The sequence below is a fragment of the Hyphomonas polymorpha PS728 genome, from assembly GCF_000685315.1.
Classification (GTDB): Bacteria; Pseudomonadota; Alphaproteobacteria; order Caulobacterales; family Hyphomonadaceae; genus Hyphomonas; species Hyphomonas polymorpha.
Genome location: NZ_ARYM01000010.1, coordinates 84,955 through 106,147, shown reverse-complemented (window position 1 = coordinate 106,147; position 21,193 = coordinate 84,955). Strand labels below are relative to the sequence as shown.

Annotated in this window: 15 protein-coding genes; 6 read left to right on the top strand and 9 right to left on the bottom strand. The window is 60.7% G+C overall.

Annotated elements, in window-relative coordinates:
* The first annotated feature begins 19 nt into the window (after positions 1 to 19).
* From glmM to HPO_RS10005, 4 genes are all read left to right on the top strand, one after another.
* Positions 20 to 1,369, top strand: a complete 1,350-nt coding sequence (gene glmM, locus HPO_RS10020) for a phosphoglucosamine mutase (protein ID WP_035597879.1) — start codon at positions 20 to 22, stop codon at positions 1,367 to 1,369.
* An 88-nt stretch (positions 1,370 to 1,457) separates the two neighbouring features.
* A complete protein-coding gene (locus HPO_RS10015) occupies positions 1,458 to 3,311 on the top strand; it encodes an AMP-binding protein (protein WP_035597876.1) in 1,854 nt (617 codons plus the stop codon).
* Positions 3,312 to 3,392: 81 nt separating this feature from the next.
* The gene (locus HPO_RS10010) at positions 3,393 to 4,349 is read left to right on the top strand and encodes an alpha/beta hydrolase (RefSeq protein ID WP_035597872.1); all 957 of its coding nucleotides are present in this window, start codon (positions 3,393 to 3,395) and stop codon (positions 4,347 to 4,349) included.
* Between the two features lie 177 nt (positions 4,350 to 4,526).
* A complete protein-coding gene (locus HPO_RS10005; RefSeq protein WP_035597870.1) occupies positions 4,527 to 6,872 on the top strand; it encodes a TonB-dependent receptor in 2,346 nt (781 codons plus the stop codon).
* 131 nt (positions 6,873 to 7,003) lie between these two features.
* Here the strand turns inward: HPO_RS10005 and HPO_RS10000 are convergent, their stop codons facing one another.
* Positions 7,004 to 9,958 (bottom strand): TonB-dependent receptor plug domain-containing protein, encoded by a 2,955-nt coding sequence (locus tag HPO_RS10000; protein WP_035597869.1) that lies wholly within the window; start codon positions 9,956 to 9,958, stop codon positions 7,004 to 7,006.
* Positions 9,959 to 10,144: 186 nt separating this feature from the next.
* On the opposite strand from HPO_RS10000, the gene HPO_RS09995 reads away from it, so the two are divergent.
* Both HPO_RS09995 and HPO_RS09990 read left to right on the top strand, forming a co-directional pair.
* Complete coding sequence (locus HPO_RS09995) at positions 10,145 to 11,572, top strand: protein adenylyltransferase SelO family protein (RefSeq protein WP_084324263.1); 1,428 nt, start codon at positions 10,145 to 10,147, stop codon at positions 11,570 to 11,572.
* Positions 11,573 to 11,639: 67 nt separating this feature from the next.
* On the top strand, positions 11,640 to 12,815 hold the full coding sequence (locus HPO_RS09990) for a CaiB/BaiF CoA transferase family protein (protein ID WP_035597863.1): 1,176 nt from the start codon (positions 11,640 to 11,642) through the stop codon (positions 12,813 to 12,815).
* Here HPO_RS09990 and HPO_RS09985 read toward each other — a convergent pair whose 3' ends face one another.
* From HPO_RS09985 to pal, 8 genes are all read right to left on the bottom strand, one after another.
* Positions 12,816 to 13,574, bottom strand: a complete 759-nt coding sequence (locus HPO_RS09985; RefSeq protein ID WP_035597860.1) for a YebC/PmpR family DNA-binding transcriptional regulator — start codon at positions 13,572 to 13,574, stop codon at positions 12,816 to 12,818. It abuts the gene before it with no gap.
* Positions 13,575 to 13,663: 89 nt separating this feature from the next.
* On the bottom strand, positions 13,664 to 14,353 hold the full coding sequence (locus HPO_RS09980; protein ID WP_084324262.1) for a DUF4328 domain-containing protein: 690 nt from the start codon (positions 14,351 to 14,353) through the stop codon (positions 13,664 to 13,666).
* Between the two features lie 435 nt (positions 14,354 to 14,788).
* Positions 14,789 to 15,394, bottom strand: coding sequence for a hypothetical protein (locus tag HPO_RS09970; protein WP_206742147.1), 606 nt, complete (start codon positions 15,392 to 15,394; stop codon positions 14,789 to 14,791).
* Positions 15,395 to 15,437: 43 nt separating this feature from the next.
* Positions 15,438 to 16,241 carry a hypothetical protein gene (locus HPO_RS09965; RefSeq protein WP_035597854.1) on the bottom strand — a complete coding sequence of 268 codons (804 nt, stop codon included), beginning with the start codon at positions 16,239 to 16,241 and terminating at the stop codon, positions 15,438 to 15,440.
* Positions 16,242 to 16,368: 127 nt separating this feature from the next.
* Positions 16,369 to 18,288 (bottom strand): ATP-dependent zinc metalloprotease FtsH, encoded by a 1,920-nt coding sequence (gene ftsH, locus HPO_RS09960; protein ID WP_035597852.1) that lies wholly within the window; start codon positions 18,286 to 18,288, stop codon positions 16,369 to 16,371.
* 47 nt (positions 18,289 to 18,335) lie between these two features.
* On the bottom strand, positions 18,336 to 19,436 hold the full coding sequence (gene tilS, locus HPO_RS09955) for a tRNA lysidine(34) synthetase TilS (protein ID WP_051612501.1): 1,101 nt from the start codon (positions 19,434 to 19,436) through the stop codon (positions 18,336 to 18,338).
* Positions 19,424 to 20,377 carry a tol-pal system protein YbgF gene (gene ybgF / locus HPO_RS09950; RefSeq protein ID WP_035597850.1) on the bottom strand — a complete coding sequence of 318 codons (954 nt, stop codon included), beginning with the start codon at positions 20,375 to 20,377 and terminating at the stop codon, positions 19,424 to 19,426. Before ybgF ends, tilS begins: the two co-directional genes overlap by 13 nt.
* 110 nt (positions 20,378 to 20,487) lie before the next feature.
* Complete coding sequence (pal, locus tag HPO_RS09945; protein ID WP_035597847.1) at positions 20,488 to 21,033, bottom strand: peptidoglycan-associated lipoprotein Pal; 546 nt, start codon at positions 21,031 to 21,033, stop codon at positions 20,488 to 20,490.
* Between the last annotated feature and the right edge of the window lie 160 nt (positions 21,034 to 21,193).

Genomic DNA, 21,193 nt, shown 5'->3' with positions numbered 1-21,193 from the left:
GCCGTCCTCGGAGGAAAGCATGGCACGCCAGTATTTTGGAACGGACGGCATCCGCGGCCGCATCAACAAGAAGCCGATGACCGCCGAAACGGCGCTGCGCCTCTCCATAGCGGCTGCGCGGACCTTCGCGCCGCAAGGCGGGCGCGAAGTGGTGATCGGCCGCGATACGCGCCGGTCCGGCGAAATGATAGAAGCAGCCCTGATCGCCGGTTTTGCCTCCATGGGCATAACCCCCGTGCGCCTGGGCGTAGTGCCGACGCCCGCCGTCGCGTTGATGGCCCGCGAAACCGGGGCCGCCCTCGGCGTAATGGTCTCGGCGAGCCATAACAAGTTCGAAGACAATGGCCTCAAGCTCTTCAGTCCCGATGGTGTGAAGTTTGACGATACCGTTGAGGAGGCACTGGAGGCCAGCATGAGCGCGGCGCTCGAGGGAGACTACGCTGCCCCCGCAGAAATCGCCCTCCCCCGCGAGCTTGCGGGCGCCCCAGCCCGATATGTCCGGCGCTGCCTCGACACGTTGACCGGGGCGCGAGACTTTTCAAAACTGAAGGTCGTGCTCGATTGCGCGCACGGAGCAGGTTTCGAGACCGCGCCAGCAGCGCTGAGAGAACTTGGCGCGCAGCTTACGGTCATCGGCAACGCGCCCGATGGTGTGAATATCAATGCCGGCGTCGGCTCGACGGCAACGGGCGCTCTGAAAGCAGCCGTTCTGGAAACCGGCGCGGATATCGGCATCGCCCTGGACGGCGACGCGGACCGGCTGATCGTGATAGATGAGACAGGCATGGAAGCGGATGGGGATCAGGTAATGGGTCTCATTGCCGGAGAGATGCACCGCACCGGCCGCCTCAAGGGCGGCGGCATGGTCGCGACCGTCATGTCAAATATGGGGCTGTCGGAATTTCTGAAAGCCGAGGGCTTGACCCTCGCCCGAACAAAGGTCGGCGATCGATACGTGGGCGAGCATATGCGCGCACACGGATTTAATCTCGGGGGCGAACAGTCCGGGCACATCATATTGTCGGACGTCTCCACGACAGGAGATGGCCTTCTGGCAGGACTTCAGGTCCTGTCAGTGCTCGCCGCCCGCGGTGGCAAGGCATCAGACATGCTGCGCGTCTTCAAGCCCGCGCCACAAAAGCTCGTTAACATACGCTATTCCGGCGCGAACCCTCTCGAAAGTGATAGGGTCAAGGCCGCGCTGGCAGAGGCGGATGATATGCTCGCCGACCGTGGTCGGATGGTTGTGCGCAAATCCGGAACCGAGCCGCTTATTCGCGTTATGGCTGAAGCACTGGATGAAGCCCTGATGCAGAAAGCGCTCGACCATGCGGTGAGCGCGGTGAAAGCCGAAGACGGCGTCAGCTGACCGGCTCTTGGCGCGGCGTCACCTGTTGCGCGCGCTCACAGGCAAGTTATCCTCCGGAAAGATAATTCATACTTCCGGAGGAACTCCCATGGCCGAGGGTCAATCCCTTCCCCCGTTTCGCCCCCTGCCGCAAAAGACACCTGATGTCGAAATGACCCGCAAGGGCGGCGCCATCTATATCAGGTCCCGGCAGGCACCGGGCGCTCGCCCCGCCACTATCCCGCACGCGCTGGACGAACGCGCGGCGCTGCATCCTGAGAGGGTCTTCATCAAGGAGCGTGATCCGAATACGGATCAATGGATCGAGATCACCTACGGCGAAGCAAAGCGGCTGACAGATTCCCTGGCCCAGGCTTTCCTTGATCTGGGCGCTGGCCCGGACGCGCCCGTGATGATCCTTTCGGGCAACTCCATCCGCGCCGCCCTGATCATTCTGGCGGCCCAGAAGATTGGCGCGCCTGCCGCCCCCATCTCCGTTCCCTACTCGACCATGTCCAATGATTTCGACAAGCTGAAGCATTGCTACAACACGGTGAAGCCCGCCATAATCTTTGCCGAGCAGCTGGCCCCCTTCCAGAAAGGCATTGCCGCGCTCGGCGCTGAGAACTGCACTATTGTCAGCGCCGACCCTGGCGGGGACAATTCCGTGCGCCGGTTTGACGATCTTGTCGCAACCGTACCGACCCCCGCTGTCGCAGACGCTATGGCGACGCTCGGCGACGATACGGTCGCGAAGTATCTTTTCACATCAGGCTCCACAGGCCTCCCCAAACCCGTTCCGCAAACGCAAGGCTCCATGTGCTCCATGATCGCCGGCCAGGAAGGCTTGCGGGATGATGCGCGCGACCCCGACTATGATCCGGACAAGGTCGCCAATGTGCTCGACTGGCTGCCCTGGAACCACATTTCGGGATCGAATGTGAATTTCAACGGCGCCCTCTGGAATGGAGCCACCTTCTGGATTGATGGCGGCAAGCCCACCCCGGCCCTTTTCCATGAAACCCTCCGCAACATCCACGAGTGCAGCCCGTCGACCTTCGGGACCGCGCCAATCGCGCTGGCTATGCTCGCAGAGGCGATGGAGCAGGACGAAGGCCTCCTGAAGGCCTTCTTCAAGAACATGCGCTCTATCGGCTATGGTGGCGCCACGCTTTCAGACGACCTCTATGATCGCCTTCAGGCGCTTTCGATCAAGGCGACGGGCCGCCGTATTCCCATCATCACCATGTACGGCGCCACCGAGACGCAAGGCATCACCGTGGTCCACTGGGAAGTTGAGCGGGTTGGCCTGGTTGGCCTTCCGCTTCCCGGCACGACCCTCAAGCTGGTCCCCAATGGTGAAAAGCTGGAAGTACGCGTCAAAGGCCCGAGCGTCATGCCGGGCTATCTCAACGATCCGAAGAAGAACGCCGAAGTCTTTGATGAGGAAGGCTTCTACTGCCTCGGAGATGCAGTGAAGTTCGTTGATGAGAACGATCCCAATCAAGGCCTCATCTTCGATGGCCGGGTGGGCGAAGATTTCAAGCTGTCTTCCGGCACATGGGTGTCGGTGGGAACGTTGCGGCCAGATTTCGTTGCTGCCTGCTCTCCGCTCATCTTCGACGCCGTAATCTGCGGCCAGGACAAGGATTACGCCACCGCGCTGGTCTGGCCCTCTCCGGTCACAGTGGAGCAATATGCCAAAGCGTCAGGCGACACCGCCAAGGGCTTTGCGGCGCTGATGGCAGACCTTGGCCGCAAGGCAGCAGCCTTCAACGCAGGCGAACCGGGCTCTTCCCGCCGGATCAAACGGGTGCTTGTCATGACCGAACCGCCCAGCATCGACGCGGGCGAAATCACTGACAAAGGCTATGTAAACCAGCGCCTCGTGATCTCCCGCCGGGCAGCCTTGGTTCAGGCGCTTTATGCAGAGCCACCCGGCCCCGGGGTCATCCAGCTATAAGGGCCACCAGGACGCCCTACCCCTTGTTTCATCGCGCATGCGCCATCACATCGCCGGAATTGCCGAGCAGGTGTGTGGCGCATGACATTTGATGATGCCTTCCGGAATTTCAGAGAAAAGTTGCACCTCCCTGAGATGCAGCCACCTGATCTGCGCCTGCCGATTGAGCGGCTTCGCCAGCAATTCTTCAGGATGGATTATTCCGGAGAGCCCGATGCGCCGGAACTGGCCGAAGTCAAGCTGCTCACAGTTCCTGGCCCCTCCGGCCCCCTCAAAGCGCGGCTCTACGTACCGCTAGGCGCGGGCATTCCGCCTGGCCCAGGCATTCTGTTTTTCCATGGCGGCGGTTTTGTATTGGGCGACCTGGAAAGTCATGACATGATTTGCCGCCGGATGGCGGAGGGATCGCGGTGCCGGGTGCTGGCCATCGATTACCGGCTCGCGCCGGAAACCTGTTTTCCCTGCGCGCATGACGACGCGCTCGCCGCTTGGCAGTGGATCAGCCATCACGGCGAGGAGATCGGCATCGACCATCGCCGGATTGCCGTTGCCGGCGATAGCGCCGGCGGGAACCTCGCTGCCTTCATCTGCCAACAGATGAACCGCGAGGGCGGCCCCATGCCGGCCTTCCAGCTGCTTCTCTACCCGCTTCTGCAGTTTGCGGACATTCGCAGCAAGAAGATGTCGCCCCAGGAGAGTGGCTTCTTCATTTCCGTTGGATTGTTCGAATTCTTCCGGGGACATTACTTGCCTAGTCCGGAAACCTTTATGGACCCCCGAATATCACCTTTGTTTGCACCTGCCGAAGAACTCCGGAATCTTCCGCCTGCCCATATTATCGTGTGCGGATGGGATCCGCTGCATGACGAAGGTCTGGCCTACGCCGCAAAGCTCCGCGCCATGGGCATCCAGGTGAGCGAGAAGGAATATCCTTCAATGGTACACGGATTTCTGAACCTTACTCACATCTCTGCAACAGCAAGAACAGCGGCGCGCGAAGTGGGGAAAGTGACGGGCGAAGCACTGGGTGCAATTTAAGAATCAACATAAGTTCCGAAATGGAACTATTGTTTTGCGTGACCCACGGGCAACACTTGGACTCTAAAGCCAATTATTGCACCGCAGCAAATATTTCAAATGCTTGATAACCGTCTATTTAGTGCGCAAGGGCCAGACACCGCTGGCACCGATAAGTACTAGAGGAAACTCCCAGAAATGACGCTCAACAAAATGCTGATGACGTCTGCTTCCGCAGCCCTCATCCTGTTCGCCCCCGCCTATGCGCAGGAAACTCCCGAAGAAACAGCTGCGCGCGAATCCGCAATCGATCGCGTGCTTGGCACGGTCACCGTGACCGCCACCAAGAAAGCAAACGTCGAAGACGTGCAGACGGTCGCAGTTGCCATGACGGCATTCAATGCTGACACCCTCGACGCCCTCAACGTCACGACGCTCGAAAGCCTGAGCTATTCGGCACCCAACGTCTCGCTCGACGATGTGGGCACCGCGCGCGGCACGGCCAACTTCGCCATTCGCGGCCTCGGCGTGAACTCCTCCATCCCCTCGATCGACCCGGCCGTCGGCGTTTTCATTGATGGCGTCTATCTCGGCGTCAACAACGGCGTTGTCGTCGACATGTTCGACCTGGACAGCATCGAAGTCCTGCGTGGCCCGCAAGGTCTTCTCTTTGGCCGCAACACCACGGGCGGCGCAATCGTCGTCAATACCGCGAACCCGACCGACGAATTCTCGATGAAGCTCCGCAGCAGCATCGAAAGCCCCATCGACAGCGGCCGCGGCGGCCCCAACAGCAATCTTCAGGCTATTGTTTCGGGCCCCCTGATCGAAAACGTCCTGAACGGGAAGCTTGGCGTCTCCTACAATTATGACGACGGCTACTTCAAGAACCTCTACAATGGCGAGAACCACGGCCAGCTGCGTGCACTGACCTATCGCGGCGCGCTGGAGTTCATGCCGACCGATTCGCTGACCTTTCTCGGTAAACTCGAATACACCGACTCGCGCTCTGATGGTCCTTCTGGCAAAAACCACGCCTATTTTGACCGCGACAATTTCGATTTCTCGATCAACAATCCGGGCTTCGGCGAAAGCGAAACCATTCAGGGCTCGCTGCGCACCGATCTGGATGTCGGCTTCGGCAACGGCGTGATCACCAACATCTTCGGCTACCGCAAGTATGAGTCGACCTCCTCCAGCGATATCGACGCGACGCCCTTCACGCTGTTCCACTCCAACGCCGAATTCAATCAGGAACAGTACTCCAACGAGCTGCGCTATGCCGGCACGTTCGACAAGCTCGACCTGACGACAGGCGTCTACTACTTCGAGCAGACTCTGGACTACACAGAGATCCGCAACCTTCCGAGCACGCGCCCGGCAACCCTTCCGGCTTCCATTCCGTGGGGCTTCTACGGCGGCGGCAAACTCGATCACACCGTGTGGGGCGCCTTCGCGAACATCGATTATTCGATCACGGACAAGCTGATTGCCACCGTTGGCGTGCGCTACTCGGTTGAGGAAAAAGCTGGTGACGTGATCTACATCCGTCCGCGCAACCCCTGCTCCGTGATCCAGGGCACATGCTCACCAGATGGGAACAATGCTCTGATCGGGCTCATCTCGGGCGGCACTGTCCAGGAACCCAACGGCTTCCGCGACTCGAACGAGTGGAAGAACTGGACGCCGAAAGTTGGCCTGCAGTACTTCTGGAACGACAACGTCCAAACTTATGGCCACTATACCAAAGGCTTCCGTTCGGGCGGCTACAACTTCCGCATCACCGATATCCCGATCTTCAACCAGTTTGTCGCACAAACCGGCAGCCTCGGTTTTGACGAGGAAGAAGTTGACTCCTATGAAGTCGGCTTCAAGGCACAGAGCTCTGATGGCCGAATTCAGGTCAACGGCGCAGCCTTCATGACCGAAGTGGGCGACATGCAGCGTGAAGTGAACACCGCTGGAGCTTCCGGCGTTGTCCAGAACATCATCAATACTGCAGACGCTACGATCTACGGTCTTGAGTTTGACGGCCGCGTCGCCGTTACAGACACGCTGCTGGCATCGTTCAATGTCGGCTTCATGGATGCAGGTTATGACCGGGTCTTCTTCGATCTGAATGGCGACGGCGTCATCAATGATGCAGACGTCAACCTCGATCTGCCCCGCGTGCCGCCGATCACCTATGGTGTTGGTCTCATGAAGGAGTTTGATCTGGGCACCTCCGGCGCGGTCGTTGCCCGCGCGAACTACCAGTACCGCGACCGTATTGCGTACACGGACAGCAACTTCGGCTGGATCCAGGATGCAAACATGGTCGATGTGAACGTGACCTGGGAAACGCCGGTGCAGGGCCTCTCTGCCTCTCTCTATGGCAAGAACCTGCTCGACGAAGTGCAGCTCGGCAACGACACCCAGCTGCCCTTCCCCGGCCCCAACTCGACGGGTCTGAACTATTCCTATCCGGCGCTTCCGGCCGGCGGCACCTTCTCGCCGCTGAAAAAAGGGCGCCTGCTCGGTCTGGAACTGACCTACGTCTACTAAAATCACCGGCCACCTGGCCAGGATCAAAACGGAAGGGCGGCCCATGGGCCGCCCTTTTCCTTTTGGTGCACCCATAAAAAGAGCGGCCCCCGATACCGAGGGCCGCCCTGATTTCAAAAGTTTAAGACCTATCAGCTACCGGCGCCAAAACGCTTGGTGAAGCCGATTTTAAACGTCCGGCCGATAGCATCGCCCGTGAACGGATCGTAGTTCAGCTCGAGACGGGCAAACGGGGGATCTGTGTCCAGAATGTTCTCGACCGAGAACGACACAGTCGTGTCATACGGAAGCGACCAGACAACTGTTGCGTCGTAGCTGACAAAGGAATCGATCGTTCTGCCCTGAGGCGTTAGAACCGATGTTCCAGTTGCCGTATTCGGAACGTCGAACAACACGGCTCGCTGATCCTGATACTCTCCGATATACCTGGCTGTGAGACGCGCGTTGATATTGTCCGTAGAACCGTTGATGTAGGCCTCGAACTTGGTCTCCGGCAGCGGGGTGGCAATCGTCTGGAAGTTCAGGAAGCCGACGGCCGAGAAAGGCTGACCGACCACGATTCCCTCGACCGAGACTTCACCGACGTCATACTCAAGGACGTGAGAGCCGGCGAAGCCCACCTCGACGTCCAGGCCGGCGCGAACTACATCCTCAAACGTGTAGTCTGCGCTGAGGTCGATACCAGACGTTTTGATGTTTGGGCCGTTCGTGTACTGAGTTGAAAGGCGCGACACGTTACCAAGTGCGCAGGCACCGGTGAACGTGAAGCGCGCTTCAAGTCCAGCGAAGGTTGGATTGCCGCAATTATTTGCCCCAGCAGCGCCGTTGGGGAACATGGCGCTAACCATGCTGGCAACAGGCTCCGTCACAACGGAATCGTCAAAATCGAAATTCCAGTAGTCGAGGGTCATCCTGAAGTTTCCTGTCCGGAGAATGCCGCCGACATTGTATGTCAGCGCGCTTTCCGGCTTCAGGCCAGGATTGCCTGCAATATCTACCGCGCGGAAGGTCCCGCCCACGTTCTGCAGAGACGTCACAGAACCCGTAGCCACTTGCGTCAGCGCGGGCCCCCGGAAAGTAGTGCCGACGGAGGCCCTGAGAGCAAGGGGTTCAGCTATCTGCCACCGAAGAGAGAGCTTAGGGTCGAAAGTCGAACCAATATCGCCACCATAATCCTCATACCGGGCCGCAAGCTGAGCATTGAAGTTCTCCGTGAACGGCAGGCTGAGCTCGCCGAACAGGGCGACCACATCCTGAGAAGCATTCAGAGGCCGGGAGCCAGCAAGGAATCCAAGTGCGCCGACCGGCTGGGCACAGGTGGTCGTGCCGGTTGTTACAGTTGCGATACAGGGGGTAACGTTGAGGTTAGCGATGTCATTATACTGACGATCAAACTCCTCTTCGCGATACTGTCCACCGAAAGCCCATCCGATATTCCCGTTTCCGAGGGTGATCGGGAGCTGTCCATCCAGCACAGCCTCAATGACCGTCAGTTTGATTTCCTGCTCGGTGAAGGAATCTTCCAGGATGAAATCCAGAACGTCCAGTGAGTTACCGGCCGCCGAGTTGTAGTTGGGGTTTGTGGCGCCGGTAACCATGTTTTGAGGCAGAGCGTTTGAGAACGGATTGAACCAGAGACATCCATTCTGTCCGGGCGTGTTGGCAGCAACATTACAGCCAAACCCGCCCAGCCCGCGCAGCGCCAGGGCATACCGGTTGACGACGGTATCTTCATTGGTCCTGCGGCCGGTCTGAGAGCCCGTAGTAAGCGACGCGGTGTAGTTGATCGATTCAGTAAGCTCGCCCTTGAGCTCCGCCGATATGCGGTAATGCTCATATTCTCGCATACTCCGCTCGGAACCACGCCCCCCAGCGAGCGCATTGCCACCATAGCCGAGTGGGCGCGTGGCGATCATGAACGCACCCTGAGCTGCTGGCGAAACAAGACCAGGGTTCTGCGCAATCAGGGTCTGAAACCCTGGATTCGTTACCGGGACAAAGAACTGGCCCGGAATGAGCGACGCATCCGCAGTGGGAGAGCTGGCCCCACCCACAGGTGGGAACGACGGCGAGAAGGCAATCTTCGGCACTTCAGTTGACGAGTAGAATGCCTGAAGTGACAGGTTGTGCTTTTCGGTAAGCTCAAAACTCGCCTTCCCGAAAACCTGATATCTCTTTTCTTCCTCGGTAATGTTGTCATACGGCGTGAACTGGAAGCCACAGACCGGTGTGGCGCCGGAAAAAAGAGGCGTGCCTGCAAAGTTCCCACAAGCGGGATCTCGCGTTACGCCCTGCACAGGGGTCGGCACGCCGCCCACGAAGGCAACCGGAAGGAAAGCCCCCGGATTACCTACAAGCGACCAGCCGCCTTGGGGGTTATCAAGGTAATCGCGCACAGCCCAATCGCGTTCTGTTGCGGCCAGCTCAGAACGATGCTGATAGCCTGCTGCAAGCAGGAAATTCGCTGTCCCTACATTCCACCCTCCGACTGCTGCGATCTTGTAATCGCCGTCCGAGCCATCAACGTATTTGTAGTCGCCGCTGAGTTCGAACCCTTCAAAATCATTCCGGGTAATGAAGTTCACAACGCCCGCTACAGCATCGGAGCCGTAGGTGGCTGCGGCGCCATCCTTGAGTACTTCAATGCGGCCGATTGCGGCCAGCGGCAGGATGTTCGTGTCAACAGAGCCGTTGCCTGCGAAGGCAAAGGGGTTCGGTGCCAGCCGTTTCCCATCAAGGAGAACAAGCGTCCGCGAAGCGCCCAAGCCGCGCAGGTTCACTGTGCCGGAACCTTCCGATCCCTGCGCACGCCCGTCGAACTGGTTTGTGTCCCCCAGAACACCACTCGAAACAGGCAGGGATTTGATCATGTCCAAGGCAGATGGGCTTCCCTGCAGGCGAAGGTCATCTGCTGTCAGAACGTCCACCGGCAGAGCAGCATCTTCGGGGGTCCCTTGAATAAGAGACCCCGTGACCGTCACCGTGCTGAGTTTGCGTTCGCTGTCGTCCTGTTGAGCGTGGGCCGTCATTGCACCACTCAACGCAATTGCTGAGGCGCAAAGAAGCGCTCCTTTGAAATACTTCATTCGTTTCCTCCCGTTTTATGAGGTCCAAGCGCAAGCTTTTGCCGCTTGTCATTAATTGGACTCATCTCACTCTTATGCGGTATTGCCGGGTCGCAAAGGGGTGACTTGTGCTGCAGCGCTGCATACAAAAAAGGAACTTTTCACGCCGTTCAACTTAGTCCGTCCACCCACAAGCTGGTGTATTTCATGCAGAACCCTCCTCCAGAACAACCCGCTTCCCCGGCCTCTCCGTTCCTGCAGATAGCGGATTCTTTCGCGGATGCAGTGGCGCCAGCAGATTTTCCATCCGCCATGTTGCGCTGGCGCAACCAGCGCTGGGCGGCCGAAACGGGGCTCGATCATCTCTCGGAAGATGCGTGGATCCGGCATTTCGCACACTTCGACGCGCTTCCGGGAAACCTCCCTGAGCCGCTGGCCATGCGGTATCATGGCCACCAGTTCGGGACATACAATCCTCAGCTCGGAGATGGCCGCGGCTTCCTCTTCGCGCAGCTGCGCGATACAGCCGGGCGCCTGCTCGATCTGGGCACCAAGGGGTCAGGCCAGACCCCCTATTCCCGCCAGGGTGATGGCCGGCTCACGCTCAAAGGGGGCGTGCGGGAGATCCTGGCCGCGAGCTATCTGGAAGCCCTCGGCGTCAACACATCCAAGGCTTTCAGCCTCGTCGAGACGGGTGAGCAGCTCAGCCGGAATGACGAGCCCTCCCCCACGCGCGCCTCGGTGCTGGTGCGCTTGTCTCACAGCCATGTCCGCTTCGGCACCTTCCAGCGCTGCGCCTGGCATGAGGACCGGGAGAGCATGGCGCGGCTCGTCGATTATTGCATTGCCGAATTCTACCCGGCTGCTGATGCGCCCGAGATGGCGGTCAGGACGCGAAATCTTCTGGAATCTGTAGCCATCGCTACAGGCCGGATGATTGGCCAGTGGATGGCTGCCGGCTTTGTCCACGGTGTGATGAACACGGACAATTTCAACATCACGGGCGAGACTTTCGACTTCGGCCCCTGGCGCTTTCTGCCGGTCTCCGATCCGAATTTCACCGCGGCCTATTTCGACAGCCAGGGGCTTTACCGGTTTGGCCGCCAACCGGTTCAGGGCGGCTGGGCCCTGCAGCAACTCGCCTCCGCCATGCTGCTGCTTGCCGAGGCAGATGACCTTGCCAAGGCGCTCGTGCCTTATGAAGCCGCCTACCGGGAAAGCTTCATCGCCCACACCCATCATCTGTTGGGGCTGGAGCCTGAAAATGACACGGACACTGACATTTCGTTCCTGCAGGCGTTCTATGCCTGGATGACGGAAAGCGGGGCAAGCTGGCCGCAGACTTTCTTCGACTGGTTTGGCGGCAACGCCAGCGCCGCGCGTGCAGCGTCTTCCCCTCAGGCCAACCTTTACACCACCGCTCAGTTTGCCCCCGTCCACGCTGCGCTGACCGAGCGGGCCCCGGTACGCCCTGAACGGCTCAGCCACGCCTATTTTCAGAGAGCGGCCCCTGTCAGCCTTATCATCGAGGAAGTCGAGACCTTGTGGGCCCCGATCGCCGAAGCGGACGACTGGTCCCTGTTCCACGCAAAGACGAGCCATATCGAGGAAGCTCGCCTCGCCCTAGCACTTTAACGCTAGGGAACGCCTTGATCTTCCGGGCCGCCTGCAGGCACTTAGCCAAAAAATATGGAGGCCCTTAATGACCGATAAGTCCCGCCCCGGCCCGCTTTCCGGAATCCGCATCGTAGATATGAGCTCCGTGGTGCTCGGGCCGTTTGCGACGCTGATCCTTGCCGATCTCGGTGCGGAGGTCATCAAGATCGAGCCTCCCAAAAAGGGCGATACCATGCGGTATGCTGGCGCCTCCCCCACCGGTGATCTCGGCCCGATCTATATGGCCCTCAATCGTAACAAGAAGGCGATGACGCTGGACGCCAAGACGCCGGAGGGCAAAGCCGCCCTGACAGAGCTGCTGAAAACCGCCGATGTATTCTTCCACAATGTCCGCCTCGCCGGCATGGAACGGCTCGGCTTTGGCTATGAGCAGGTCAAGGCGCTGAAGAAAGACATCGTCTATGTCCATTGCGCCGGCTTCGGCAAAGGCGGCGCCTATGAACGCCGCCAAGCCTATGACGATCTGATCCAGGGCGCTTCGGGTTTTGCCGATCTCAATGCGCTGCGTTCTGGCGGGCGGCCGGAATACGCCCCGTCCCTGGTGGCCGACAAGACCGCAGGCCTCTTCGCCACCTACGCCACCCTGGCGGCACTCTTTCACCGCGCGCGCACCGGCAAGGGCCAGTTCGTGCAGGTGCCCATGCTGGAAAGCTTCACTTTCTTCAACATGGTCGAAAATCTCTATGGGGAGACCTTCCTGCCGGGCAATGGAAAGCTCGCCTACACCCGCTCCATCAATCCCAACCGCCGCCCCTACCCCACAAAGGACGGCTTCATCGGACTTGTTCCGTATTCGGATGAGCAATGGGAGAAATTCTTTGCCATCGGCGGGATGCCAGAGATCTTCAAGGATCCGCGCTTCTCAACCTATCAGGCCCGCACGGAGAATGTCGGCGCGCTCTACGCCCTTATCGAGCAGGTCAGCGCCACCAAGACCACCGATGAGTGGCTGGCGCTGATGGACAAGGCAGATATTCCCGCCATGCGCTACAACACAATGGCCGAAGTGCTGAGCGATCCCCACCTCGTCTCGACCGGCTTCTTTACAGAGGCGGAGCATCCCGAGGCGGGGAAGTACCGCACCATGCGCCATCCGGTCCACTTTTCGGAAACACCAGCGAGCCTGCGGCTGCCGCCGCCGCGTCCAGGCGCCGACACCGAAAGCATTCTGGAAAGCCTCGGCCTCGGCGCCGAAAGCTGATCAGCCCCCGGCCAGGCGCGCCATCTCGTCTTCGGAGAGCTCAGAATTGTCATAGACGTTCTGAACGTCATCCAGCTCATCAAGGACGTCGAGCAGCTTCATCAACTGGTCGGCGGCATCGCCCGAAACCGGCGTGGTGACTTTCGGCTTCCAGATGATCTTGGCAGACGTGGGCTCCACCTTGGCGCCAAACGTTTCGGCAAGCGCGTTGGACACGGCCGCAAAGTCTTCCCGCGCCGTATAAATCCAGTGGCCTTCCTCGTCGGACTCCACGTCCTGGGCGCCGGCCATGATCGCCGCTTCCATCACCTCGTCTGCGGTTCCGGCGCTGACGGGATATTCAATCTCGCCAAGCTGGTCGAAGTTGAACGATACAGAGCCGGTCGTGCTCAGGGCGCCGCCATTCTTGGAGAAGGCCGTCCGGATATCGGTGGCCGCACGGTTCTTGTTGTCCGTCGAGGCTTCGATGATGATGCCGACGCCGCCGGGGCCGACGCCCTCATAACGGATGTCGGCATAGTCGGCCCCGCCGCCGCTCTGGCCCTTGTCGATCGCCCGCTGGATATTGTCCTTGGGCACCGAAACACCCTTGGCGTTGGCGATTGCCAGACGAAGGCGCGGGTTCATGGCCGGGTCCGGCCCGCCCATCTTCGATGCCACGGTAATCTCTTTGGACAGGCGCGCGAACAGCACCGCGCGCTTCTTGTCCTGCTTGCCCTTGCGGTGCTGGATATTGGCCCATTTACTGTGCCCGGCCATGGGAAAACCCCTCGATACTGTCTGGTTTCTGGCTGTGTGGGGCGGTGTCTATCGCGCCAAAACGCGCTTGGGAAGCCGCGCCGGTGCGATCAGCCGAACGTATCGGCCAAGCCGCCGGACCTCATTTCCGCCTGAACCTGCGTGACCTCCTTCGCGGTGCGAAGCAGGAGAAACCCGCAGACGACCGAGAGCACGCTGCCAACAGCGCCCACGAGAATGCCCACGTCATAGGTCGGCAGCGGGTCGGTGAATCCCGTCAGGCGCAGGGATATGTTGGCAAGAATGTTCGAGGCGACCCAAGTTGCCCACCACCAGCCCATATAGGCCGCAACCTTTTCAGGCCTCCCGGCAAGGCGGTGAGACTCGCGCCATATCTGCAGCATGCCTTCAAATGGCTTCCAGAGGTTGGCGATGGGAATGAAATACCACCCGACCGCCCAGCCCGGAGACATGGCGGCCGCCACAGCCTCGACAATGTGGAGGTTCTTCATGGCCCGGTAGGTCCACATGGAAACAAGGATGACCGAAGCGATCAGGCCACCAATCTGCGCAAGGCTGACGCCGAGAACGGCAATGGAAAAAGCGGACGACATCGCCCCAAGATCCAAATACGGGTCTAGCCCCCGCGCGTTGAGAACATAATATTCTACGATACTGGCCAGCGCGAGACCTGCCTCTCCCGCCATATAGACAAACAACGCCACCCGCATTGGTTTGAACCGGCCCAAAAGCGGACGTGTCATCTCAATCTGGCCCGAAGCTCCAGCAACATTTGCCATGATACGCGCCCCCGATCTATTGCAACCCCGAAGGGTACCCTGCCACGGATCCCGGCCATGGCAAGGACTTACAGGTTACCGCACTGGGACAGTGCCGCCGATAATCTGCGAACGACCTCCTGCCGCACTTTCCAGCTCAGCCAGGCCTTATCCATACGAGAGAGCCAGTGGGAATTGACCGCGCTGAATTCCGCCCCCAGGACGCGCGGGTCGGGCAAAATTTTTTGACCCAGAACACCAGCAACATGCGCCATCTCTTCCGGGCTCGCAAAATGGAGCTCATGACCGCGATGCTCGAGGATCCATATCGGCCAGCCCTTCCCCGCGTCAGGAGCAGGGAAAGCCGGTTCAAACTGCGTTGCTGAATGAAAGGCGCCGTCCACCGGCCGGTGGACGTAGGGGCTGACCGGCGTTCTTACCGGTTGCCCGCGATACTCACATCGGAGGCGCAGGAGGCGCCCAATGCGGCGGCGGGATTTCGACCGGTTTGGAGAGGTCCACTTCGACGCGGAAGAAACGTTCCGGCCGTTTCAGTTCGTAGGCAAACATCTGCTGGCCCGAGCGCACTTCCACAGCCCACACATTGGCCTTTGATACCGGTATGCCCTCACCGTCGAACAGATCCTTGGTGGACTGATCCGCCGGGAATTCCTGACGCGCAGCGGCGGGGTCAGAAATCGAATAACCACCATAGCTGGTCAGCGCGTCAAGGCTGCCGTCTTCATGGCGATGGATGTGGCGCAGTTCCCAGCCGCCATCCGGCCCTGTGGTGGACAGCACCCAGGTGCGGGAGCGATCTTCGCCCACGCTCAGCGGCAGACGGAACACGCCGGGTTCACAATCGCGCACATGCACGACGAGACGGTTCTCGCGCCACTCGTCATCTACCGCGTCATGGCTCACCACGCGGCCTTCAAAGGCCTTTCCACACGTTGCGGCAAGGCCTTCCGCAAACGGAAGATCAGGCGGTCCGGCGGGCGCCGTCGCGCAGGCGGCCAGAACAAGGGCGAAAGCGGGGGCAACTGCCAGTCTCAGCATCATGACAGGCAACCTACCGGTCACCCCCGGAAAGGCAAGCCTTCGCTCAACTGCCTCCCGCCGCAACTTTCTCAGAGACCGGCGTGATGCTCTGCGCTTTCACGGCAAGCTGCTCGAGAGCGCCGTGAAGTTCGCCGGCAAGTTCAAGCACCGCTTTGGCAGACGCGTCCTTCATCATGTCCTGCCGCACCTGCCAAGAGTTGATCGTGCGCGAGAGGCCCTTCTTGTCGGCAAATGCCGTCAGCGTGGCATAGGGATAGCCATTGCGCACATCGATCAGGATACCGCTTGCTGCAGCCTCAGCCTCAACACTTCGTCCCGGCAGCACAAACATGCCAATCACTGTGAGATCGGCAAAGGAAAGCGCGCTGCCTTTGCTCCGATTATTCGTGGAAACCTCATAGGCAAGCACATAATCGAGATGCTGGCGCGCCGCGCCCCGGCGGATTTCAGCAATCGTATCGGCGGCTGTGTAGGAATAGCGGGGCTTGTCATTTTCCGGCGCCACCATCGCGGCGATCAGAGGGCTGACGGGAACGAACTCGCCATAAAGCCCGTCAAGCTCCTGGGTGAGGGCGGCCCACGCCTCCCCTTCCCGCTCCGGGATCGCCGCAAGATGCCCCCGTTCGATCCGGGCGAGCCCGATGCGCGCCGGAAATCTGATGTCGGGTTCGACGGCGGCAATCTGGCGAACCCGAGCATCCACCTCCGAACCAGCCGCGCCCGCCGCCGGTGTATAGCTGCCGTCATACCGCGCCAGATAATCCGCCCCCGACGTTGTCTGCACATGCGTTGCGCAGGCTGTCACAATCAGCAGGGCCAAGCCCGCTGCCATCAAATTGAACCGCATCCCCTCAAGCCTCCTTGGCAGTTTATCAGAAGGCAGATTACCGGAAATTCAGACAAAAATGCGCCCGCAATAAGAAAAAGCCCTCCCAGCGGGCTGGGAGGGCTTTTTTGTAACAACTGCTTAAGCGTCAGGCCGGATTGGGCTCAACGTCGCCGATGCCGTCATCCTTGGGCTTCTTGCGCTTGCCGATGACTGGCACAGCGGAAGCTGGCCCGGCATCATCATCCGAGATATCCGGACGGCTGGGCGGCGTGCCTTTCAGCAGGTTGGCAATCTCTTCGCCCGACAGCGTCTCGAATTCGAGCAGGCCGGTGGCAATCGCTTCCCACTCATTGCGGTATTTCGTCATGATCTCGCGGGCATCTTCCTTGCCCTTTTCGATCAGCTTACGGACTTCTTCCTCGATCTTGCGCGAGGTTTCTTCCGAAATATGGCTGGACTGCATCAACTGCTGGCCCAGGAACACATCGCCCTGATCAGAGCCGTAATCGACCGGTCCGATAATGTCCGAATAGCCCCAGCGTGTGACCATGGCGCGGGCCAGACGGGTGGCCTGCTGAATGTCGGAAGCTGCCCCGGCCGTGACATTGTCATCGCCGAATTTCAGTTCCTCAGCCACGCGGCCGCCCATGATGATGGCGAGACGCGAGGTCATTTCGACCCTGGACATCGACAGCTTGTCGTCTTCGGGCAGCTGCATGACCATGCCGAGTGCGCGACCGCGCGGGATGATCGTCGCCTTGTGAACCGGATCGGCGGCGGGCACCTTCATGGCAACCACGGCGTGGCCGGCTTCGTGCCAGGCGGTAAGAATCTTTTCCTTCTCCGACATGACCATCGAGCGGCGCTCCGGTCCCATCAGAACCTTATCCTTGGCGTCCTCGAATTCCTGCATCGCCACGACGCGCTTACCGCGGCGGGCCGCCAGAAGCGCTGCTTCGTTGACGAGGTTTGCAAGGTCAGCGCCGGAGAAACCAGGCGTTCCGCGCGCAATCGTCTTGGAGTCCACGTCCTTGGCGAGGGGCACATTGCGCATGTGAACGCGCAGGATCTTTTCACGCCCGATGATGTCCGGATTGCCGACCGTCACCTGGCGGTCAAACCGGCCGGGACGCAGCAGCGCAGGATCAAGCACGTCAGGACGGTTGGTGGCCGCCATGATGATGATGCCTTCATTGGCTTCAAAGCCATCCATCTCGACCAGCAGCTGGTTCAGCGTCTGCTCGCGCTCGTCATTGCCACCGCCGAGGCCGGCGCCGCGCGAGCGGCCGACCGCGTCGATCTCGTCGATGAAAATGATGCAGGGCGCAGAACGTTTGGCCTGCTCGAACATGTCGCGGACACGGCTGGCGCCGACGCCGACAAACATTTCAACGAAGTCAGACCCCGAGATCGTGAAGAAGGGCACGCCGGCTTCACCCGCAACGGCGCGGGCAAGCAACGTCTTGCCGGTGCCCGGTGGGCCGACCAGCAGCGCGCCTTTCGGGATCTTGCCGCCCAGGCGCTGGAATTTGGAGGGGTCTTGCAGGAACTCGACGATCTCCTGCAGTTCTTCCTTTGCTTCATCAACACCGGCAACGTCATCAAAGGTGACACGGCCCTGCTTCTCCGTGAGGAGGCGGGCGCGGGATTTGCCGAAGCTCATCGCGCCGCGGGTGCCCCCGCCCTGCATCTGGCGCATCATGAAGAACACAAAACCGACGATCAGCAGGATCGGCAGAAGCGAGAGAAGCACCGAAGCCACATTATTGCGGCCCGTGTCCGGCTTCACCGAGAAGGGAACATTGTTCTGGGTGAGAACGTCCTCGGTTTTCATGTCGAGGGCGCGCAGCTCGCTTTTCAGCGTCCGCCCATCCGTCGTCTTGGCGATGATGGTGGTATCTCCCAGCGTCGCATCGGCAATCTTGCCCTGTTCTGCGAGCTGATAGATCTCGGATAGCTTTGTGGGCTGGGCACGGGCAACCTCGGGGTTGCCGCCCATCATCACAGCCATACCAATTACGAGCAGGGCGAGCGCGCCCCAGATCGCCAAATTACGGACGTTCATAGCAAGGTTCCGTCAGAGACTATTCGATCAACCATACGGGATTGAATTTAGAAGATAGGCACCAAATCCTCTAAAAACGACTCCTTTCCTGCTGCTGCGGCAATTTCATGCGTATTGCCGGAAAGGATGGCCTGATGCGCCGCGAGGCGGGCCGCGATGCCGGGGATGGGCGGGCCGGTCTCGGAGGCAAGCTGCAGGCGGCCCCGGCGGGGGCGGATCTGGCAGCCGCCCAGAGTGGCGCCGCGAAAATCTTCTTTCGAAACAATGCGTTCCACAAGCCGCGCGAGGCGTTCACCGCGGGGCGGGACCTCTCTGCCAGCCGCAATCTGGATCAGCAGACCCAACGCGCGGGCAGCCCTTTCGGTCGGCAGTAAAGTGAGGAAAGTTACCTCGATCACCCCCTCCGAAACGCGGATATTTGCGGTCATCCAGCGCCAAAGAGCGGCATCCTCAATCATTCTTAATGTCTGAAACCGGTCCATCACGGACAGGATTTGGACAGATCCGGACATTTTCGGACAGAGCAGCCGGCGCATACGCACCCGCTCGAAGGCCGGATTGTCGTTGGACGGGTCGTCCACCCAGCGGACGTCTTCGGCCCTGAGGAACGTGCGAAGCTCCTCCCGGCGGGCGCCAAGCAAAGGCCGGGCGATAAACACCCCCTGCCCCTCCGGCCAGACCGGCGAGAGCGACAGCGGGCGCATCCCGGCCAGCCCATACCAGCCTGAGCCCTGCCGGGCGCGCATCAGGAAGGTCTCGGCCTGATCGTCCGCGGTATGGCCTGTCAGCAGGAGACGGCTGCCCCTCTGCCGGGCGGCGCGCGCGAGGGCGGCGTGGCGTCCCCGGCGCAGAGACGCCTGGCGCGGGGCAGCGCCTTCAAGGCGCAGTGTTTCATGGGGAAGGCCCAGTTGCCGGCAAAGCGCGGCAACGGCCTCAGCCTCGGCGCGGGCCTCCGGGCGCAAACCATGATCGACGGTCAGGGCGAAAAGCGTTCGCCCCCGCCCGGCCGCCCAGCGCTGGGCGAGAAGCAGAAGGGCCAGGGAATCCCCACCGCCGGAGACGGCAACCCCGATGGGCGCATCGAGCAGGCAAGCCGGCAGCGCGGCGAGCGCTGTCTCAAAGGCCGGCCCTGGCCTTAGCCCTTGCATCCGGAACGGGTGCGCTCAACGGCGGCCAGATCGCGCACGACCTTGGATGCGTTGGGATAGCGCTTGGGCAAGGTGTCGAGCGCCTGACAGGCCTTCTCGGTATCCCCGATGAGGCGCATCGACCGGGCCAGGCGAGCCAGGGCGTCAGGCGCGCGCTGATCATCCGGGAAGGAGCGGATCATCGTGGTGTAGGCCTGTCCGCTTTCGGCATAGGCATTCTGCTGATGCAGCGTTTCGCCAAGCCAGAAATAGGCTTCGCCTGCCTGCGGATCGCTGCCGAACTTGGTGACGAATTCCTGGAAGGCCTCCTGCGCGCCGGCATAGTCTAGCGCCAGCAGGCGCTGACGGGCGACGGCAAAAAGCGGGCCGGCCTCGCCCGGAAGCTGGCTGGCCGAGATCGTGCCGAGCGAGCCTTCCGGCAGGCCGCCCTGCGCGTTGCGCGCCGGGGTCAGCACGGAGGGGCCGCCACTGGAACCAGGCTGGGCGCTGGGCGCCGGGCCAACGGGAAGCTGCGCCGAGGCCGAAGGCAGCGGCCCGGCAGCCGCAGGGCCCGAGCCGGTATCGAGCATTTCGGTGGCCTCAACGCCCACAACCATCTGCAGCGCGGTGATGGCGCGCGCCTGAGCCTGGAGCTGTTGGCGGAGCTCTGCGTTTTCCTGTGCGAGCGTCTCATTATCCAGCATCTGCTGCTGGGCGCCATCCCGCGTGCGGGAGAGTTCGTATTCGAGCGTTTCAATCCGGCCATTGAGCTGGTTGATCCGCTCGGCATTGCGATTGATCTCGAGCATCAGATCTGCCGTCTGCTGACGGGTCTGATCGACCTGCTGGGAGAGGTCGCCGGTGGTGACGCCCTTCACGATTGGGGCGCTGCGTGTCTGCGCAAAGGCAGGGGTTGCGAGAAGTCCAAGGGCAGCAAGACCAGTAAGGGAGGCTTTCAGCATGACGGGTACTCCGGGTGCGAGGGCAGACTTCAGCCCGGTGGAATAAAAGAAACAGCCGGGGCCAAATTATGGCACCCGGCTGTCCTTTTCATCACGTAAACGCAGTCAGCTTAGCTGGTGGCGCCAGAAACGATCTGGGTCCAGGCGTTCCGGTTCATCGCCCAGGACTCTTCGTTCGAGCCGCCGGCGATCGGACGCTCTTTGCCGTAGGAGACGGTGTCGATGCGCGAAGCGCTGACGCCGAGGCTGACGAGGTAGTCTTTCGCAGCCGAAGCGCGGCGCTCGCCCAGGGCGAGGTTGTATTCGCGCGTGCCGCGCTCGTCAGCGTTGCCGGCGACGAGAACGCGAACGTTCGGATAGGCGTTCAGCCAGGCAGCCTGACGCTTCAGGATTTCCTGATCGTCGGAGTCAAGGCGGTACTGGTCGAGATCGAAATAGACGCGCTCGCCAACGTTCACGCGGAAGTCTTCCAGCGAGCCCGGGGTGATCGTCGATTGCTGAACCGGGTCGGTGCGCACGGTTTCAGTTTCCGTCACGGTCTCCCGGACCGGCGGAGGGGTGACCGGCGTGTCATCGGCCGGCGGGGGACGGGAAGCGCAAGCAGCCGTCGCGGCCAGAAGAGCGGCGGCGGCAGAGGCTTTCAGTAGAATATGCATGTGTCGGGGCTCCAAGTTTACTTCAGTTGGCACTTTACGGACCGCTTCGCGGCTTCTGTGTCGGCGGCCGTCTTATCGGGCCTTTATTTCCTTATTCTGACTAAATTACCGCGACAATCGGTATTCCGTTGAATTTTCGGCGACTTGTGCTGTTTTTGCC

Bases quoted from the DNA above. Each gene is read 5' to 3' on its own strand.
- glmM (WP_035597879.1), top strand. From the start codon at position 20: ATGGCACGCCAGTATTTTGGAACGGACGGCATCCGCGGCCGCATCAAC.
- HPO_RS10015 (WP_035597876.1), top strand. From the start codon at position 1,458: ATGGCCGAGGGTCAATCCCTTCCCCCGTTTCGCCCCCTGCCGCAAAAG.
- HPO_RS10010 (WP_035597872.1), top strand. From the start codon at position 3,393: ATGACATTTGATGATGCCTTCCGGAATTTCAGAGAAAAGTTGCACCTC.
- HPO_RS10005 (WP_035597870.1), top strand. From the start codon at position 4,527: ATGACGCTCAACAAAATGCTGATGACGTCTGCTTCCGCAGCCCTCATC.
- HPO_RS10000 (WP_035597869.1), bottom strand. From the start codon at position 9,958: ATGAAGTATTTCAAAGGAGCGCTTCTTTGCGCCTCAGCAATTGCGTTG.
- HPO_RS09995 (WP_084324263.1), top strand. From the start codon at position 10,145: ATGCAGAACCCTCCTCCAGAACAACCCGCTTCCCCGGCCTCTCCGTTC.
- HPO_RS09990 (WP_035597863.1), top strand. From the start codon at position 11,640: ATGACCGATAAGTCCCGCCCCGGCCCGCTTTCCGGAATCCGCATCGTA.
- HPO_RS09985 (WP_035597860.1), bottom strand. From the start codon at position 13,574: ATGGCCGGGCACAGTAAATGGGCCAATATCCAGCACCGCAAGGGCAAG.
- HPO_RS09980 (WP_084324262.1), bottom strand. From the start codon at position 14,353: ATGGCAAATGTTGCTGGAGCTTCGGGCCAGATTGAGATGACACGTCCG.
- HPO_RS09970 (WP_206742147.1), bottom strand. From the start codon at position 15,394: ATGATGCTGAGACTGGCAGTTGCCCCCGCTTTCGCCCTTGTTCTGGCC.
- HPO_RS09965 (WP_035597854.1), bottom strand. From the start codon at position 16,241: ATGCGGTTCAATTTGATGGCAGCGGGCTTGGCCCTGCTGATTGTGACA.
- ftsH (WP_035597852.1), bottom strand. From the start codon at position 18,288: ATGAACGTCCGTAATTTGGCGATCTGGGGCGCGCTCGCCCTGCTCGTA.
- tilS (WP_051612501.1), bottom strand. From the start codon at position 19,436: ATGCAAGGGCTAAGGCCAGGGCCGGCCTTTGAGACAGCGCTCGCCGCG.
- ybgF (WP_035597850.1), bottom strand. From the start codon at position 20,377: ATGCTGAAAGCCTCCCTTACTGGTCTTGCTGCCCTTGGACTTCTCGCA.
- pal (WP_035597847.1), bottom strand. From the start codon at position 21,033: ATGCATATTCTACTGAAAGCCTCTGCCGCCGCCGCTCTTCTGGCCGCG.